This window comes from Bacillus sp. ok061 (assembly GCF_900108285.1).
GTDB lineage: Bacteria > Bacillota > Bacilli > Bacillales > Bacillaceae_G > Bacillus_A > Bacillus_A thuringiensis_S.
The window spans coordinates 20,288-36,356 of the sequence record NZ_FNUW01000004.1; the positions used below are offsets into that span (position 1 = coordinate 20,288).

Consider the following 16,069-nt stretch of genomic DNA (forward strand, 5'->3'; position numbering starts at 1 on the left):
CAGTATGCATATTTTTAAAGATTCATTTTGATTCTTTATATATGTTTAATTTTCTATACTTATTTTTTATACTGAAATAAAAAGAGACAACTAGCGTTTAAAAATTCGATATTTTGCTGGGTTTTTTCTTTATGCAGAAATATCAATTATCGTTAGGTTTCTTTCCTATGCTTTCGTATTCAAACTATATTTCTAGAAATCACGTCTCCCAAACCCCAAGGATATTAAATCCTTGGGGTTTTTTGATTTTTTTAGGAGAGGTGAAGAAAATGACAGATCAAGAATATATGAGGATTGCCCTGCAGTTAGCAGAAGGGACATCAGGACAAACAAGTCCAAATCCTATGGTTGGTGCTGTTGTTGTAAAAGATGGAAACATCGTTGGTATGGGGGCTCATTTACGAGCTGGTGAAGAACACGCAGAAGTTCATGCCCTTCAAATGGCTGGTCAGAACGCCAAAGACGCTACCGTTTATGTAACACTGGAACCGTGTAGCCACTTTGGAAAAACACCACCTTGTTGTGAATTGCTCATCGAAAAAGGAGTTAAGCGTGTTGTAATTGCTACTCTCGATTGTAATCCGCTCGTTTCTGGTAACGGAAAAAGAAGATTAGAGGAAGCTAGAATTGAAGTAACTACCGGTGTTCTTGAAGCAGAAGCAGTTTTATTAAATCGCTACTTTTTTCACTACATGAAAACGAAACGCCCTTTTGTAACAATCAAAACAGCGATGAGCTTAGATGGAAAAACAGCAACTGTAACTGGTGAAAGTAAGTGGATTACAGGTGAAGAAGCACGTGCTGATGTTCACCAATATCGCCATACACATGATGCAATTCTTGTTGGAGTGAATACAGTTATAGCTGATAATCCTCATTTAACAACAAGAATTCTAAATGGGGGAAAACATCCTATTCGCGTTGTTTTAGATACCCATTTACGAACGCCACCATCTTCTCATGTTATAACAGATGGTTTAGCACCGACATGGATTATTGTCGGTAAGGATGTAAAGAAAGAGAAGATATCTTCTTATGAATCTAAAAATATAGCTATATTCCAAATGGAAACGAAGCATATAGAAATCGAGGACCTTCTTTCCTTTCTTGGAGAAAAACAAATTCTTTCTCTATTCGTTGAAGGTGGCCAATCGATTCATGCAAGTTTCTTAAAAACAAACAATTTTAATGAAATTGTAACCTATATAAGCCCGAAATTAATTGGTGGGAAAGATGCTCCTACTTTATTTGGAGGATATGGTTTTTCAAAATTACAAGATGCGCTTTCCTTGAAAATTCAAGAGATGAAACAAATTGGTGATGATATAAAAATCGTTGCGAATGCCCGAAACGAGGTGACGGAATGTTTACAGGAATTGTAGAAGAATTAGGAACGATAGCAAACATGCAACAAAGCGGAGAAGCGATGAAATTAACGATTCATGCAAAGAAAATTTTATCAGATGTTCACTTAGGTGATAGTATCGCGGTTAACGGTATTTGCTTAACTGTAACAAACTTTACAACTACTTCATTTACAGTTGATGCAATGCCTGAAACGATGCAGTCGACATCGCTTCGCATGCTTAAACCCCACTCTAAAGTAAATTTAGAGCGGGCAATGTCTGCAAACGGAAGATTCGGTGGACATTTCGTTTCAGGACATATTGATGGCATCGGAACGATTTTAACTAAAAAACAACATTACAATGCCGTCTATTATAAAATAGCAATTTCTGATGAATTGCTACACTATTGTTTGCATAAAGGGTCCATTGCTGTTGATGGAACGAGTTTAACGATATTTGATATAGACGAAGCTTCCATAACGATTTCACTCATCCCGCACACAGTAAGCGAATCTGTCATTGGAGAAAAAAATGCCGGAGATATCGTAAATATTGAGTGTGACATGATTGGTAAATATATCGAACGCTTTATTACTAAACCTGCAAAACGAGTAGGTTCAATGACCGAAAGTTTTTTACAAGAAAACGGATTTCTATAAGGGGGAAGCACAATGTTTCATCGTATTGAAGAAGCTCTAGAAGATTTAAAACAAGGTAAAGTCGTTATCGTATGTGATGATGAAAACCGAGAAAATGAAGGCGACTTTATTGCTTTAGCAGAGTACATTACATCAGAAACAATTAATTTTATGATTACACATGGCCGTGGTCTCGTTTGTGTACCGATTACGGAAGGGTACGCAGAACGTCTACAATTAGAACCAATGGTATCTCATAATACAGATTCACATCACACTGCGTTTACAGTGAGCATTGACCATGTTTCTACAACAACAGGAATTAGCGCTCACGAACGTGCAACTACGATACAAGAATTGTTAAACCCTGCATCAAAAGGCACTGATTTCAATCGGCCTGGACATATCTTTCCATTAATTGCGAAAGAAGGCGGTGTCCTGCGTCGTGCAGGTCATACAGAAGCTGCTGTTGATTTAGCAAAGCTATGCGGTGCCGAACCAGCTGGAGTTATTTGCGAGATTATAAATGAGGACGGCACGATGGCACGTGTACCTAATTTAATAGAATGCGCAAAACAATTTGATATAAAAATGATTACAATAGAAGATTTAATTGCTTATCGCCGCCATCATGAAACACTTGTGACGAGAGAAGTGGAAATTACATTACCTACAGATTTCGGTACTTTCCAAGCAATTGGCTATTCTAACTCATTAGATACGAAAGAACATATCGCACTTGTAAAAGGTGATATTTCAACAGGTGAACCGGTACTTGTACGTGTTCATTCTGAATGCTTAACAGGAGATGTATTCGGTTCATGCCGCTGTGATTGTGGACCACAACTCCATGCAGCACTTGCTCAAATTGAGCGTGAAGGAAAAGGCGTTCTTCTTTATATGAGACAAGAAGGACGAGGCATTGGGCTTCTTAATAAGCTTCGCGCTTATAAATTACAAGAAGAAGGATTCGATACTGTAGAAGCAAATGAAAAACTTGGCTTCCCTGCTGATCTTCGTGATTACGGTATCGGTGCTCAAATATTAAAAGATTTAGGTTTACAAAGTTTACGATTATTAACGAATAACCCAAGAAAAATTGCTGGCTTACAAGGTTATGATTTAGAAGTAGTCGAGCGTGTACCGTTGCAAATGCCGGCAAAAGAAGAAAATAAATCGTATTTACAAACGAAAGTAAACAAATTAGGACACTTACTAAACTTATAATTAAAGGAGAGATTTATTATGGTATTCGAAGGTCATTTAGTTGGTACAGGATTAAAAGTTGGAGTTGTTGTTGGACGTTTTAATGAATTTATTACAAGTAAGTTACTTGGCGGCGCTTTAGACGGATTAAAGCGTCACGGTGTAGAAGAAAATGATATTGATGTTGCTTGGGTTCCTGGTGCATTTGAAATTCCTTTAATCGCTAAAAAGATGGCGAGTAGCGGAAAGTATGATGCTGTTATTACATTAGGTACTGTAATCCGAGGTGCTACAACTCACTACGATTACGTTTGTAATGAAGTAGCAAAAGGTGTTGCGTCTTTATCACTACAAATGGACATCCCAGTTATTTTCGGCGTATTAACGACAGAAACAATTGAACAAGCGATTGAACGCGCAGGTACGAAAGCTGGTAATAAAGGATATGAATCAGCTGTTGCTGCAATTGAAATGGCTCACTTATCAAAACAATGGGCATAAAAAGAGGCTGCGGCCTCTTTTTATTTTTCCACCTTTTTTTGTACATCTTTTATTAATTCATTCATCGTTTTTCCTTCTGTTTTTATATGAAGAGCTTGTGCTGTTCTCCATACATTCTCTCTTTTTTTCGCTTCTTCTATGATAGTAATTTCTTTTCTAACTTCCTTTAAATCTTTTCCTTCCGTTTTCAATCCAAAATGTTCAGCTTTCGTTCGAAAGTGTTGTTCGATTCTTTGTTGCATCTCTTTTTGTTCAGGATTTTCAGCAGCCTTAACTGGATCAGAACTTATTGCTTTTATTAAAATTAAACAAGTCATAATCGCTAATATGTATTTGTACATGTAAAATCCTCCAACCCAATATAAATTACATATTTACTATGTACAACTAGGGCTTGGAAAATTCGTCCACAAAAATTCTTTTTTTCGTTCAAAAACCAATAGTATCAAGCGTTCACAACTATTTATTACATTTTATTTACAAAAAAAAGCAAACCCTTTTACAAGTTTGCTTTTTCATCTATCTTATAATGCACATTCTTCAATCTCAAATCCTAAATCTGCAATCATACCCCAGTCCGCAGTTGGCTCTTGTCCAGCTGTCGTTAAGTAGTCCCCGACAAAAATAGAATTTGCTGCAAATAGACCGATTGGCTGTACAGAGCGTAAATTGATTTCACGTCCTCCTGAAATACGAATTTCTTTTGTTGGGTTTACAAAACGCATCATTGCCAGTACTTTTAAACATTCTACTGGCGTTAACTCTTTTTGCCCTTCAAGAGGTGTCCCCTTTACAGCAACAAGGAAATTACAAGGGATAGAGTCTGCATCTATACGTTGTAATTCAAATGCAATTTCAGCACGCTCTTCAATTGTTTCTCCCATGCCAAAAATCGCTCCAGAGCATGGTGAAATACCAGCTTGTTTCGCTTTTTGAACTGTATCAACACGATCATCATACGTATGAGTTGAACAAATACTATCGTAATTATTTGCATGTGTATTTAAGTTGTGGTTATAACGATGCACGCCAGCTTCCGCTAAACGTCCTGCTTGATCTTCATTTAAGAAACCTAAACAACAACAAATCTTCAAATCTGTCGTTTCACGAATTTCCTTAACTGCTCCAATTACGTGATTTACCTCTTTATCCGTCGGACGACGACCAGACGCTACAATACAATATGTACCTGCTTTACGGCGTATTGCTTCATGTGCCCCTTCTACAATCTTCTCCTGCGTTAACCATGCATATTTATCAATCGGTGCTTCTGAAATAATAGACTGTGAGCAATATCCACAATCTTCAGGACATAATCCAGATTTCGTATTAATAATCATATTCAATTTTACTTTCTTACCAAAGTGATGATGGCGAATGATGTAAGCTGCATTCATAATTTCTAAAACTTCTGTATCATCAGCTTCTAATATCGCTATTGCATCTTCTTTCGTAATCATCTTCTCTTCCACTACATCGTATGCAAGCTTTTTCCAATCCCTTTTTGTTTGTACTTGTTTCATTTCATCTCTTCCCCTCTTTTGTTATATGCATAAATAAAGCATGATACGTTGCCATTATCCCTTCATTTCCCGTGAAGTCCCTTTCGTATATGCGTAGCATCGCACGAAAGAGTGAGGGACTTTGACAATATGATCCTTCATTGCTATTAGTTGCTCCTACTTTTCGAATAGAATGCAGAAACTCCTTAACTTCTGTAAAACTCTCTATGTAACATGTTTCAGAAACATGCACATCTCCTGTTTCTATCTTGCATATATGAAGCAACTGATCTTTCGAATAAAAACGTTGACCAATCGCTGTTTCATTTTTTATATTTTTTTCTTCTTTCGCACGTTGGAACGAGGCATGCAATTCTTGAAATGTTTCATGTCCAAACGTTGAAAAGAGTAATATCCCATCTATAGACAAATGATGAAATAAATTTCTTAACACTTGTTGTAAATTATTTAACCATTGAAATGTAGCATTTGAAATAATGACATCATATGATTCTTCTAATCGTAATTGCTCAATATCTTCACAGTGAAACGTTACATTTTTTACATTTTGTCTAGTTTGCGCAATCGCAATCATACTTTCAGCAAAATCAACTGCTGTAATATGTGCTTTCGGAAATAACTTTGATAATTGCTCTGTTACATACCCCGTCCCGCACCCCAATTCTAAAATACGTATTGATGCCGTTTCACTATATCGTTCCTTTAAGATTGAAAGTAATGAACGTGCCATCTTTTTTTGTACATTTGCATATCGATCGTAAGATACGGCTGCCCCATTAAACCGTTTTTGTAGTAACGTTTTGTTGATCATGTCGTATCCCCTCTACAAATTGAATTATCTCATTTGCACAATATTCAAAATTCGTTACACATAATGCATGCCCTGCTTCACTTACTACTTTCAGCTCGCTGCTGCTATTCTCCGTCATACTACGTGCCGCAGACAATGGGCATATTACATCCTGTTCTCCGTGAATAAGTAGTATAGGTACTTTAATTTCTTTTAGTTCTTCTCTCATATCTGTTTCTATTAAATAATCCAAACCTAGTTGTAAAGACTGAATAGAATCACCTTTAAAACGGTCTACAATGTCTTCAAAGTTTTTATTCCCTTTTAGCTCATCTTTCGTAAACATATTTTCATAAAACCGCTTGAGCGTATCTTCTTTCCTTCTCAACAAATTCCTTTTCAGCCGTTCTACATGCAAGGCATTCCATCCGTTACTGTAATCGCTCGTATTTGTAAATTTAGCAGTACCACCAATTAATACGATGCCTTTTGCCTTAATCTTTTTATAAGCTTCAACTGCTGCTAACGCTCCTAGTGACCAACCAACTAAAATTACGTTGTCGTTATGCGCTACATCTATAATTCGTTCCACAAATTCACTTCGTTCGTTCATATTACGCCAATCTATGCATTGAACAGGATATCCTTTAAAATACGGAAGTACTAAATCCCAAATATTCTCTTCCATTCCCCATCCGGGGATAAAAATAATCTTTAGATCGTTCATACGAAAAGCTCCTCTTCTTTCGCAATGTGGATAATTCGGTCAATAGCCCATTTTAAATCAGCTATTGTATGTTGCGATGTAACTGCAAAGCGAATTCGAGAACTATGAACCGGCACAGTTGGCGGACGAATTGCAATGGCCGCAATCCCTGCTTCTTGTAACCTTTCACTAAACCGTAAAGCATGTTCATTCGAACCGACTACAATCGGTACAATATGAGTTGAACTATTCCCAATATCAAAACCAGCATCCCTTAATTTAGTTCTGAAGTATTCTCCATTTGCTATAAGGTTCTCTCTTCTTTCGTTATCTTCTTTTACAATTTCAATTGCTTTTTGCACCGCCCCTAACGTACTTGGTGGTAAAGCTGTAGTAAAAATAAAGCTTCTCATCATATTTTGTAAATACTCTATATAAATTTCATCACCTGTCAAATACGCACCATAACACCCTAAAGCCTTGCTAAACGTCCCCATATGTATATCAATTTTTTGAGCAAGATTTTTTTCTATGTGAGATAATCCAGCTCCGCCGATTCCATATATTCCACTCGCATGTGCTTCATCGACTATAATGATTGCTCCGTATTTCTCTTTCAGTTGTACTAAATCTCTCAAATACGCAGTATCACCATCCATACTAAAAACGGTATCTGTTACGATTAATTTCCTCTTTTCAGGCGAAGCCATTTTCAAAAGCTTCTCTAAATGATCCAAATCATTATGACGATACCTTTTATGCTCTGCCCCGCTTAATATGATTCCATCAACAATACTTGCGTGATTTAACTTATCACTAAAAACAATATCTTGCCGAGAGGCTAAAGAAGATATGGCACCTATATTTGCCGTATACCCACTATTTACAATTAAAGCTCTTTCAGTACCTTTCCAGTCACATATGCTTCTCTCAACCTCTTCATATAATGGATGATTTCCTACAACGAGACGAGAGGCAGTCGCTCCAGTTCCATATCTTTTTGTACAGGCAATAGCAGCTTCTTTTAACCTTTCATCTCCAGCTAACCCTAAATAATTATTTGACGCTAAATTTAACATCCTTTTTTTATCTCGAATAAGCCAAGTCTCTTCTGCCTGCTCTGTTACATATAAATTTCGATACTGCCCTTGCTCATGTAATTGTTGTAATTTAGATTGAAGGTGCGCCCGCCACGTTTGATTCATTTTGGATAAACTCCTCTAATTTTGAAATCATAATATGTTCTTTTGCAGATTCCAATACTTCTTCTTTCGTAAACTCACCTTCAAAGAATGGTAATAATCCTAAAACTGGTACCCCGCTCAACTCTTCAATCATCTCTTTATTTTCTTGCACTCTTTCCATTTCACATTCTTTGCAACCTGATAAAATGACACCCGCTACGGTTAGGCCATGCGCCTTTGCGTAAGCAATCGTTAACACTGTATGATTTACTGTTCCTAACGTAGGACGAGCTACTACAATAAGAGGCAACTGTAATTCTTTTGCAAAATCAATTACTAAAGCATCTTCTGTATATGGGACAGCAAGCCCACCTGCTCCTTCTACAAATAAGCTATTAAACTCTTTTAATAGTTCATTATAGTAATCAGTAATTTCTTTTAACTTTACTACTCTTCCAGCTCTTTTCATGGCAAGTCTCGGAGCAAGTGGTTCTTCAATAGAATAAGGGCAAATTTCATTTTCTTGTGTCGGTACACCTGATAATACTTTTAACCTTGCCGCATCTCCCTCAGGGTTTGATGCAACATGCCCACTTTGCAACGGTTTATATACCCCTACGTTATATCCTAATTCTCTAAATACACCTGCTATAGCACCTGCAACTACTGTTTTTCCAACTTCAGTATCAGTTGCTGTTATGAAAAAACCACTCATTATTCTCCCTCCGTAACATCCGAGATTGCCTTATATAAGATGCGTAACATATCATCAATCTCTTCAAAAGTAGAAGCAAGTGGCGGCATAAATACAATCGTGTTACCTAGCGGTCGTAAAATCATACCCAGCTCTCTTGAGCGTTTACATACTTGAACACCGACTCTTTCTTTCCAGTCAAAAGCTTCTTTCGTTTCCTTATTCTTCACAAGCTCGATACCAACCATTAATCCGCACTGACGAATATCACCTACATGTTTATACGCAAAGAGCTTTTCTAATTGTGCTGCCACATAATCCGTTTTACGTGCCACTTCTTCTATTAAATTTGTTTTTTCATATAGTTCTAGATTCGCGATTGCTACGGCACACCCTAACGGATTGCCTGTGTAGCTATGTCCATGGAAAAATGTTTTTTGTTCTTCATATTCTCCTAAGAAGGCATTATATATTTCATCTGTCGTTACCGTAACTGCAATTGGTAAATATCCACCTGTTAAACCTTTACCAGCAGTTAAAATGTCTGGCGTCACATTTTCATGTTCACACGCAAACATTTTCCCTGTACGCCCAAATCCAGTCGCTACCTCATCTGTAATAAATAATACATTGTACTTTGTACATAAATCGCGCAGTCCTTTTAAATATCCTTTTGGCATTGTAATCATTCCGCCAGCACCTTGCATTAATGGCTCTACAATGATGGCAGCTACTTCTTCATGCTTTTCTTTCAACAATTCTTCCATTTCTTCTAAATGGCTTTTTACAATTTCCTCCTTATTATTTCCGTAAGGAGAACGATATGTATATGGATACGGCATTTTAATCGCATCAAATAAGAGCGAACTATACACTTGGTGAAACAAGTCTATTGCCCCTACTGAAACAGCTCCAATTGTATCACCGTGATATGCTTCTTTTAATGTAACGAATCTTTGTTTTTTTGGTTTCCCTTTATGCTGCCAATATTGGAAAGCCATCTTAATTGCAATTTCAACAGCGGTAGAACCTGAATCAGAATAGAATACCTTCTTCAATCCATCTGGTACAACCTCAATAATTTTTTCTGCTAATAAAATAGATGGAACGTTAGCAAGTCCTAACATAGTAGAATGAGCAATTTTATTTAATTGCTCACGAATTGCTTCATCTAATTCCGGTACTTGATGTCCGTGAACATTTAACCATATAGATGAAACACCATCCCAATATTCATTACCATTTACATCGTATAGCTTTCTTCCCTCTCCACGTTCAATAATGACAGGATCTTCTTCTAAATAATCTTTCATTTGTGTAAATGGGTGCCATACGTAAGCTTTATTTTTCTCTGCTAATTCTTCATATGTATAAGATGATTTTTCAATCGTTCTACTATTTATTGTCACAACTGTCACTCCTAATGTTAACTTGTTTATAAATATAGTTAACATTAAATCCGAATGACTGTCAATTATTTTAAAATCAAATAGTTCTTAAAAAAGAACAACTTATCATACGATAAGTTGTTCTACTTTCCATGCTGTATCTTTCCAATTTCTAAAATAATTTCTTCATCTTTTTTTCCCTCTGTATCAATTCCAAGTTGTTTAGCGTGCTCAATTAATAAATCATGACGCTTCTCAAACCTAGCGGTATTTACTTCTTTCGTAACCTCTTCTTTTGTTTTCCCCTCAGTAGAAACTCCTAGTTTCTCTGCTGCTTTTTCCATTGATTTCTTCTCTTCTATTTCTTTTACTTTCTTCACTTCTGACTGTTGTATTTGTTTTTGTTTCAACTGCTCTGATTCAGCCGCAAAAGCTGTGTAAATTCCAGCACTTCCGCCAACGACTAGTAAGGTGGTAAAAAGAATTATTTTTTTCTTCACTCTTTCCTCCCCTTTCAAATTCATTATAACGTACAAAATTAGAGCTTTAAAACAATTCTCCTTTATTTCCCTAAAAAAACATTTAATATTTTTATTGACATTTAAGATGAAAATGTGATAAAAATTTAACTAACATCATATGAATCGGCGATGATAGGATTTAGTAGTATTTCGATTTCTGATTTCAGAGAGCTGGTGGTCGGTGCGAACCAGTACAGAGCGAATTATGAATTACCCCCTGGAGCTTCTTTTACGAAACGTGAGGAGTAGTGAAAGACGGTTATAGACCGTTATGTCTAAAGAGTGGTGAAACGACACTGTTTCACAATTTAGGGTGGTACCGCGAATTTTTCGTCCCTGCATATATTGCAGGGGCGTTTTTTATTTTATAAGCGCATATCATATGACCCTTTATTTTGTGATACATTCATTTCACAAGCTAGGGTGGTACCGCGATTTCTTCGTCCCTGCATAATTATATGCAGGGACGTTTTTTTATCCAATCATTTCCGCATCATATAGAAGAACCAACAATTACCGGTAATTTGTCAAAAAATTCTAAAATTTAGAAGGAAATATACAATATTGGCGAATTTTATATAAAAAAGAGCTATTTCACATTACTTAGGAGGGGAAAACAATGGTTTCAAAAATTGAGTCTGTTCTTTTAACAACTTTTATCTTTTTCTGTATTGGTTTTAGTGTTATTCAATTAGAAGTTTCACCACACATCCCAATTTTATTTGGTATCGTTCTTTTATTAGCATTTGGATTCCTGAAGAGAATCTCTTGGTCTACTATGGAGAAAGGGATGATCAGTAGTATTTCAGCTGGTATTCCATCTATATTTATTTTCTTACTTGTAGGCGTATTAATTAGCGTTTGGATCGCAGCTGGAACTATTCCAACTTTAATGGTATATGGCTTCCAACTTGTATCTCCAAAAATTTTCGTTCCAACTGTTTTTGTTGTTTGTGCAATTGTTGGAACGAGTATCGGTAGTGCATTTACAACTGCTGCAACTGTAGGACTTGCCTTTATGGGAATGGGTACTGCCCTTGGATACGATCCAGCTCTTATTGCTGGTGCAATTATTTCTGGTGCATTCTTCGGAGATAAAATGTCTCCTTTATCTGATACAACAAACTTAGCGCCTGCTGTAACGGGTGTAGATTTATTTGAACATATTCGTAACATGCTTTGGACAACAGTACCAGCTTTCATTATTGCTTTTATCGCATTTTTCATTTTAGGAAGCGGATCTGGTGGAAACGTTGATTTCTCAGCATTTATTAACACACTAGAAAAAAATGCAACGATTTCTATCGTTACGCTGATTCCCATTTTATTACTGTTCCTATTCGCATTTAAAAAGGTACCCGCAGTTCCAACATTACTTGCAGGAATTGTGGTAGGGATTATTATTCTCTTTATTTTTAAACCTAGCACTTCTTTAGCGGATTTAATGAAAATTATGCAAGACGGATACGTTTCTAAAACTGGTATTAAAGATATTGATAGCTTATTATCTCGCGGTGGTCTGCAAAGTATGATGATGTCAATCGCTCTTATTTTCCTAGCTCTGTGTATGGGAGGATTATTACAAGGAATGGGCATTATAGCGCAGCTGATGAATATTATCTCTAGCTTCGTAAAAAATAGCACACGCTTAATTATTTCTACTGCTTCAACTGCAATTGGTGTAAACTTCTTACTCGGTGAGCAGTACTTATCCATCGTTTTAACAGGACAAGCATTTGCTAATAAATACGATGAAGTCGGTTTAGAGCGTCGTAATTTATCACGAGTATTAGAAGATGCTGGTACAGTAATTAATCCACTCGTACCATGGGGTGTCAGTGGCGTATTCTTAACAAACGTTCTTAGCGTTCCAACATTCGATTACCTGCCATACGCAATCTTCTGTTTAGCTTGTCCAGTCGTAACCATTATCGTCGGCTTTACTGGATTCGGTCTTTCATGGAAAAAAGAAAAAGCAGTACCAGTTTCATAATATAACAAAAAGGATTACCAAATCGGTAATCCTTTTTATATTTCTCGACTATCTATTCGCTTTCTTTCTTCTAAATAACATAAGTAATCCCGCTCCAACAAACGCAAGACCAGCTCCAATTGTAGAAGCAATACTTGCACCTGTTTTCGGTAAATCACGTTCATCTTTTTCAGCTTCTTTATTTTCACTTACAGTTGTTGTTTCTTTTGTATTTTGATCATCTGTTGTAGTTTGTCCAGATCCGGTATTATTTCCATCTTGCTTTGGTTCATTACCATTATTACCTTCTTCTGTTGGTGGTGTTGGGTTTTCTCCATCACCTTTTGGTGGTGTTGTTGGGTTTTCTCCATCACCTTTTGGTGGTATTGTTGGGTTTTCTCCACCAGTTTCTTTATCATCATTCTTCTTCGTTATATCAATTGCATATTTAGCAAATTCATTTTCAGATGGTCCAACATATGATATGTTCCCATCTTTCTTTATATACTTTTGTGCATTTGGTGAAGAATCAAATGTTGTATTTAATTCATCTGCAACAATCGGTTTAAACGTCCAATTTTGATCAGCTGCTGGATCAATATTTTTTATTTTTTGCATATACTTCACAATGATTTGACGTGTTTCATCTTGTGATTGGTATACAACTTCCCCTTCACTTACACCTGGGAACGTTTGACTACTTCCACGATAGTTATTTGTAGCGACGATGAACTTTTGATCATCAGCTACTGGCTTACCTTCATATGTCATATTTACAATACGATTCGTATTTGCATTTACAATTTTTCCATCTTTATCGTATTTCGCCGGTTGTGTTACATCAATTTCGTATTTTAAGCCATCTAAAATATCAAAGTTATATGTAGGATAGCCTATATTTACTAACGGTTGTTCTTCTGTTTTCTTTTCTGGATAAATTTGATTAAACTGACCTGCAGACATTTCAAGCCATTCTTTCACTTGTGCCCCATTTACTTTTACAGCATATAACGTATTTGGATATACGTATAAATCTGCAACGTTTTTAATCGCTAACGTTCCAGCTGGAATATCCGTATAATATGTAGCACCGTTTCGGCCACCTGCTTTAAATGGTGCGCCTGCAGATAAAACCGGAATATCTTTAATCTTTTCGTACTCTGGTTTTTTAAGTTCTTGTTCTACATACCATTTTTGTGCATTTGTCACAATTTGTACGGAAGGATCATCTTGTACTAATGAAAAATAACTATTAATTGGTGCTTTCGTTTCACCTACAGGTGTATTTACATAGTCGATTGTCGCTTGATGCTCATCTTTAATTTCATTAACTAATTTTTGATCAGATTCTACTAATGGGGTACCTTTACTATTAGCAATCGGGCGAAGTTGTGGCTTAGATTGATCTTTTTGTACTTCCCATGTTCCGTTTACTTTTTTCAATTGCATATCAATAATACCTAAGTTACTACCAAAAACACCAGGCATTACAACTGGAACACCATTAAATACATCCTCCACTTCAGTATGTGAATGTCCCATTAATACTGCATCTACGCCAGGAACTTGTGTTGCTAAATGATATGATGCATTTTCCATTTTATTCACTTCTTTATATTCGCTCTTATCGACGCCTGAATGAGCCAATGCAACGATAATATCCGCACCCTCATTTTGCATTTTTTTCACCATTATTCTTGCTGTTGCGACGATGTCTTTCGCTTTTACTTTTCCTTCTAAGTTCGCTTTATCCCAGTTCATGATTTGTGGTGGAACAAATCCCATTACACCAATTTTCACTATTTGTTTTTGGCCTGCTTCATCCACTACTTCTTTCTTTAAAATATGATATGGTTTAAAATAATTTTCATCGTTCTCTTCCTTATCATCATGGTCAACTTTATATACATTCGAGTTAATAACCGGGAAATCCGTTTTTTCAATCACTTTGTTTAAATAATCTAAACCGTAGTTAAATTCATGATTCCCAAGAGAGATGACGTCATACTTCATTAAATTCATTACACGATATAATGGATGTGTATAACTAGGATCCACACGATTCTTCGGATCTTTTATTTTATTCGCTACGTAATCCCCAAGCGGTGTCCCTTGTAATGCATCCCCATCATCAAATAGGACAGAGTTTTTCACTTCTTCACGTGCTTTATTAACGAGTGTTGCCGTTTGTACAAGTCCTACTTTATTATCTGTTTTCGTTTGATAATAATCGTAATTCATTAAGTTAACGTGAATATCTGATGTTTCTAGAATTCGTAAGTTAACTGTACTCTCCCCAGTGTTCTCATCTGCATGAGCTGTTGCTGGCATTACTTGCGGCGCTATAACACCAATCGCAAGAGTTGCTCCAGCTAGCATTTTTTTTGACTTTTTCACAAAAAATCCCCCTTATACAATTACCAAAAATAATGAAATGAATCCCTATCTGTCTCTAACCACATACCTTTTTTCTTCTATTAGAGACACAATTTTCATTTCACCCTGCGCTAACGAGTAGTCCCCTTAAACGCCCGATTGATGAAGACCATTAATTAATCGGAAATAAAGCTCCCACTAATTAAAGTTTCACCTTATCTGACATTATCATATATAAAGTTCTTTCCTATCGTCAATATTTTTTGACAAACTTCAACAAATTTTCTGTAAAGTTATTATAAACTTTTCATAAACATATAATATGCCCTTACATTGCTAATACTGCTGAATATGATACAATTACCAATTACAAGGAGGATGAATTTATGAAAAAAGTCATCTTAACAATTGTTTGTCTCCTCCTTCTGATCATTTCTTATTCTTATTTTGAAAAGAACGACGAGACAAAACAAAATGAATCTGAAGAAAAAACAGAAAAAACATCTGCCCCAAATTGGATTGATAAGCAAACAAACGAATCTTTTTATCATCTTGTATTAGGTGATTCACTCGCTAAAGGATATGGATCGACACAAGGTGGATTTGCTGAATTAGCTTCTAAGCAAATAGAAGCACAAATTCATAAACCAATTACAGTAGAAAACCTTGGGGTAAACGGTCTTACAACAGATCGTCTCGCTAAAAAAGTTCAATCAGAAGATGTAAAGGAAAAAATTAGAGCAGCAAATATAATTACAATTAATATTGGAGGAAATAATTTATTTCGTTTAAATCGTGATGTTGGTGTTATAGATGGTATAAAAATGTTAAATAAAGAAAAAGCCCATTTTGAAGCGGATATAAAAAGTATTGTAAAGACAGTTCGAGATCAAAATCCGGATGCTTTACTCATTCTCTCAGAACTCTATAACCCGTTACAACTCGATGACTCCATCGCAAGTTATGCAGATATGTTTTTAGATGGCTGGAATGAATCTGTTTATTCCATTTCCAAAGCAAATCAACCATCTATCGTTTTACCAATTCGTAAATTAATATCGAATGATAAAAAAGAGTTATTATTTGACCAAGTACACCCAAATGATAACGGCTATGCGATTATTGCCAATACATTTACAAAGCAAGTGTTATCCTACAAATATTAAAGCGACCATGAAACAATTCTATTTTTATAACATGTCTTTTTTGTTACAATGATAG

Annotated in this window: 15 protein-coding genes and 1 other annotated feature; of the genes, 6 read left to right on the forward strand and 9 right to left on the reverse strand. The window is 36.0% G+C overall.

From position 1 onward, the window contains the following. Positions 1–269 precede the first annotated feature (269 nt). The 4 genes from ribD to ribH are packed head-to-tail and all read left to right on the forward strand — an operon-like array spanning position 270 to position 3,694. On the forward strand, positions 270–1,382 hold the full coding sequence (ribD, locus tag C4S65_RS06930; RefSeq protein ID WP_061666323.1) for a bifunctional diaminohydroxyphosphoribosylaminopyrimidine deaminase/5-amino-6-(5-phosphoribosylamino)uracil reductase RibD: 1,113 nt from the start codon (positions 270–272) through the stop codon (positions 1,380–1,382). After that, positions 1,364–2,008: a riboflavin synthase gene (ribE, locus tag C4S65_RS06935; RefSeq protein WP_000493902.1), complete on the forward strand. Its 645-nt coding sequence runs from the start codon at positions 1,364–1,366 to the stop codon at positions 2,006–2,008. Before ribD ends, ribE begins: the two co-directional genes overlap by 19 nt. Before the next feature lie 12 nt (positions 2,009–2,020). Beyond that, complete coding sequence (ribBA, locus tag C4S65_RS06940; RefSeq protein WP_061666322.1) at positions 2,021–3,214, forward strand: bifunctional 3,4-dihydroxy-2-butanone 4-phosphate synthase/GTP cyclohydrolase II; 1,194 nt, start codon at positions 2,021–2,023, stop codon at positions 3,212–3,214. An 18-nt stretch (positions 3,215–3,232) separates the two neighbouring features. Continuing rightward, the gene (gene ribH / locus C4S65_RS06945) at positions 3,233–3,694 is read left to right on the forward strand and encodes a 6,7-dimethyl-8-ribityllumazine synthase (RefSeq protein ID WP_000230895.1); all 462 of its coding nucleotides are present in this window, start codon (positions 3,233–3,235) and stop codon (positions 3,692–3,694) included. Positions 3,695–3,714: 20 nt separating this feature from the next. Here the strand turns inward: ribH and C4S65_RS06950 are convergent, their stop codons facing one another. The 8 genes from C4S65_RS06950 to C4S65_RS06985 all read right to left on the reverse strand — a co-directional run bounded on the left by C4S65_RS06950 (position 3,715) and on the right by C4S65_RS06985 (position 10,479). After that, complete coding sequence (locus tag C4S65_RS06950; RefSeq protein WP_061666321.1) at positions 3,715–4,035, reverse strand: hypothetical protein; 321 nt, start codon at positions 4,033–4,035, stop codon at positions 3,715–3,717. A 183-nt stretch (positions 4,036–4,218) separates the two neighbouring features. Then, entirely contained in the window at positions 4,219–5,217 is a 999-nt protein-coding gene (gene bioB, locus C4S65_RS06955) for a biotin synthase (protein WP_000815856.1), read from the reverse strand. Position 5,218: 1 nt separating this feature from the next. After that, positions 5,219–6,028, reverse strand: coding sequence for a malonyl-ACP O-methyltransferase BioC (gene bioC / locus C4S65_RS06960; protein ID WP_061666320.1), 810 nt, complete (start codon positions 6,026–6,028; stop codon positions 5,219–5,221). Then, the gene (locus C4S65_RS06965) at positions 5,994–6,734 is read right to left on the reverse strand and encodes an alpha/beta hydrolase (RefSeq protein WP_061666319.1); all 741 of its coding nucleotides are present in this window, start codon (positions 6,732–6,734) and stop codon (positions 5,994–5,996) included. The genes bioC and C4S65_RS06965 overlap by 35 nt, the downstream gene beginning before the upstream one ends. Next, positions 6,731–7,918 carry an 8-amino-7-oxononanoate synthase gene (gene bioF / locus C4S65_RS06970; protein WP_001077299.1) on the reverse strand — a complete coding sequence of 396 codons (1,188 nt, stop codon included), beginning with the start codon at positions 7,916–7,918 and terminating at the stop codon, positions 6,731–6,733. Before bioF ends, C4S65_RS06965 begins: the two co-directional genes overlap by 4 nt. Then, positions 7,884–8,612 (reverse strand): dethiobiotin synthase, encoded by a 729-nt coding sequence (bioD, locus tag C4S65_RS06975; RefSeq protein ID WP_000012477.1) that lies wholly within the window; start codon positions 8,610–8,612, stop codon positions 7,884–7,886. Before bioD ends, bioF begins: the two co-directional genes overlap by 35 nt. Then, entirely contained in the window at positions 8,612–10,045 is a 1,434-nt protein-coding gene (gene bioA, locus C4S65_RS06980) for an adenosylmethionine--8-amino-7-oxononanoate transaminase (RefSeq protein WP_003307757.1), read from the reverse strand. Before bioA ends, bioD begins: the two co-directional genes overlap by 1 nt. Positions 10,046–10,122: 77 nt before the next feature. Then, positions 10,123–10,479: a hypothetical protein gene (locus C4S65_RS06985; protein WP_000726908.1), complete on the reverse strand. Its 357-nt coding sequence runs from the start codon at positions 10,477–10,479 to the stop codon at positions 10,123–10,125. 141 nt (positions 10,480–10,620) lie between these two features. After that, positions 10,621–10,841: a binding site (T-box leader), on the forward strand. A 278-nt stretch (positions 10,842–11,119) separates the two neighbouring features. Here C4S65_RS06985 and nhaC point away from each other — a divergent pair. Further along, complete coding sequence (gene nhaC, locus C4S65_RS06995; RefSeq protein WP_061666316.1) at positions 11,120–12,493, forward strand: Na+/H+ antiporter NhaC; 1,374 nt, start codon at positions 11,120–11,122, stop codon at positions 12,491–12,493. Between the two features lie 48 nt (positions 12,494–12,541). Here the strand turns inward: nhaC and cpdB are convergent, their stop codons facing one another. After that, positions 12,542–14,869 (reverse strand): bifunctional 2',3'-cyclic-nucleotide 2'-phosphodiesterase/3'-nucleotidase, encoded by a 2,328-nt coding sequence (cpdB, locus tag C4S65_RS07000; protein ID WP_103945176.1) that lies wholly within the window; start codon positions 14,867–14,869, stop codon positions 12,542–12,544. Positions 14,870–15,234: 365 nt separating this feature from the next. On the opposite strand from cpdB, the gene C4S65_RS07005 reads away from it, so the two are divergent. Further along, the gene (locus tag C4S65_RS07005) at positions 15,235–16,014 is read left to right on the forward strand and encodes a GDSL-type esterase/lipase family protein (protein ID WP_000755850.1); all 780 of its coding nucleotides are present in this window, start codon (positions 15,235–15,237) and stop codon (positions 16,012–16,014) included. The last annotated feature ends 55 nt before the right edge of the window (positions 16,015–16,069 follow it).

Coding starts and splice junctions, on each gene's coding strand:
- bioF (WP_001077299.1), bottom strand. CDS start 7,918: ATGAATCAAACGTGGCGGGCGCACCTTCAATCTAAATTACAACAATTA.
- C4S65_RS07005 (WP_000755850.1), top strand. CDS start 15,235: ATGAAAAAAGTCATCTTAACAATTGTTTGTCTCCTCCTTCTGATCATT.
- ribD (WP_061666323.1), top strand. CDS start 270: ATGACAGATCAAGAATATATGAGGATTGCCCTGCAGTTAGCAGAAGGG.
- bioB (WP_000815856.1), bottom strand. CDS start 5,217: ATGAAACAAGTACAAACAAAAAGGGATTGGAAAAAGCTTGCATACGAT.
- bioA (WP_003307757.1), bottom strand. CDS start 10,045: ATGTTAACTATATTTATAAACAAGTTAACATTAGGAGTGACAGTTGTG.
- ribE (WP_000493902.1), top strand. CDS start 1,364: ATGTTTACAGGAATTGTAGAAGAATTAGGAACGATAGCAAACATGCAA.
- bioC (WP_061666320.1), bottom strand. CDS start 6,028: ATGATCAACAAAACGTTACTACAAAAACGGTTTAATGGGGCAGCCGTA.
- ribH (WP_000230895.1), top strand. CDS start 3,233: ATGGTATTCGAAGGTCATTTAGTTGGTACAGGATTAAAAGTTGGAGTT.
- nhaC (WP_061666316.1), top strand. CDS start 11,120: ATGGTTTCAAAAATTGAGTCTGTTCTTTTAACAACTTTTATCTTTTTC.
- ribBA (WP_061666322.1), top strand. CDS start 2,021: ATGTTTCATCGTATTGAAGAAGCTCTAGAAGATTTAAAACAAGGTAAA.
- C4S65_RS06965 (WP_061666319.1), bottom strand. CDS start 6,734: ATGAACGATCTAAAGATTATTTTTATCCCCGGATGGGGAATGGAAGAG.
- bioD (WP_000012477.1), bottom strand. CDS start 8,612: ATGAGTGGTTTTTTCATAACAGCAACTGATACTGAAGTTGGAAAAACA.
- C4S65_RS06950 (WP_061666321.1), bottom strand. CDS start 4,035: ATGTACAAATACATATTAGCGATTATGACTTGTTTAATTTTAATAAAA.